This is a genomic window from Halopseudomonas sp., from assembly GCF_036961105.1.
Lineage (GTDB): Bacteria > Pseudomonadota > Gammaproteobacteria > Pseudomonadales > Pseudomonadaceae > Halopseudomonas.
In genome coordinates this window covers 1-675 of sequence record NZ_JBALWW010000057.1, presented here as the reverse complement: position 1 = coordinate 675, position 675 = coordinate 1, and the positions used below count along the sequence as shown (strand labels likewise).

The following is a 675-nucleotide window of genomic DNA, read 5'->3' as shown; positions in this document are numbered from 1 at the left end:
TTAACACTAAAGAAACTGGGTATCACCTCTTCAGTAAAACCCTGCTCTTCCAAAGTCATGCCTGCCATACAACGAGCAGCCACCTTGGCTAATGAGACTCCAATACATTTAGAGACAAAAGGTACTGTACGGGAGGCTCTAGGATTCACCTCAATCACATAGATTTTTTCATCCTGCCAGGCCAATTGAACATTCATTAAGCCTTTTACTTTTAGCTCAACAGCCATGGCTTTTACCACAGCACGCATTTCATCTTGTACATCTTCCGGCAGGCTGTAGGGCGGTAGCGCACAGGCAGAATCGCCCGAGTGAATACCGGCTTGCTCGATGTGCTGCATGATTGCGCCAATCACCACATCCTTACCATCTGACACTGCGTCAATATCTACTTCAACCGCCGAAGAAAGAAAGTAGTCCAGCAAAACCGGCGCATCGTTTGATACCTGAACTGCTTCTCGCATATAACGCGCCAACTCTTCTTCCTTATACACAATTTCCATAGCCCGACCACCCAATACATAGGAGGGGCGAACCACCAATGGGTAACCAATACCCGCTGCTGCATCCACCGCCTCTTCTGCGGAACGAACAATGGCATTAGGTGGCTGCAACAAATCCAGCTTATGAATCATTTGCTGGAAACGTTCGCGATCTTCCGCCCGATCAATAGCATCC

At 48.1% G+C, this 675-nt stretch carries 1 protein-coding gene; it reads right to left on the bottom strand.

The genetic code is table 11. The features are described 5' to 3' along the window. The coding region (locus V7756_RS18960) for an ATP-binding protein (protein ID WP_335611757.1) at positions 1-675 on the bottom strand (675 nt) is incomplete at both ends.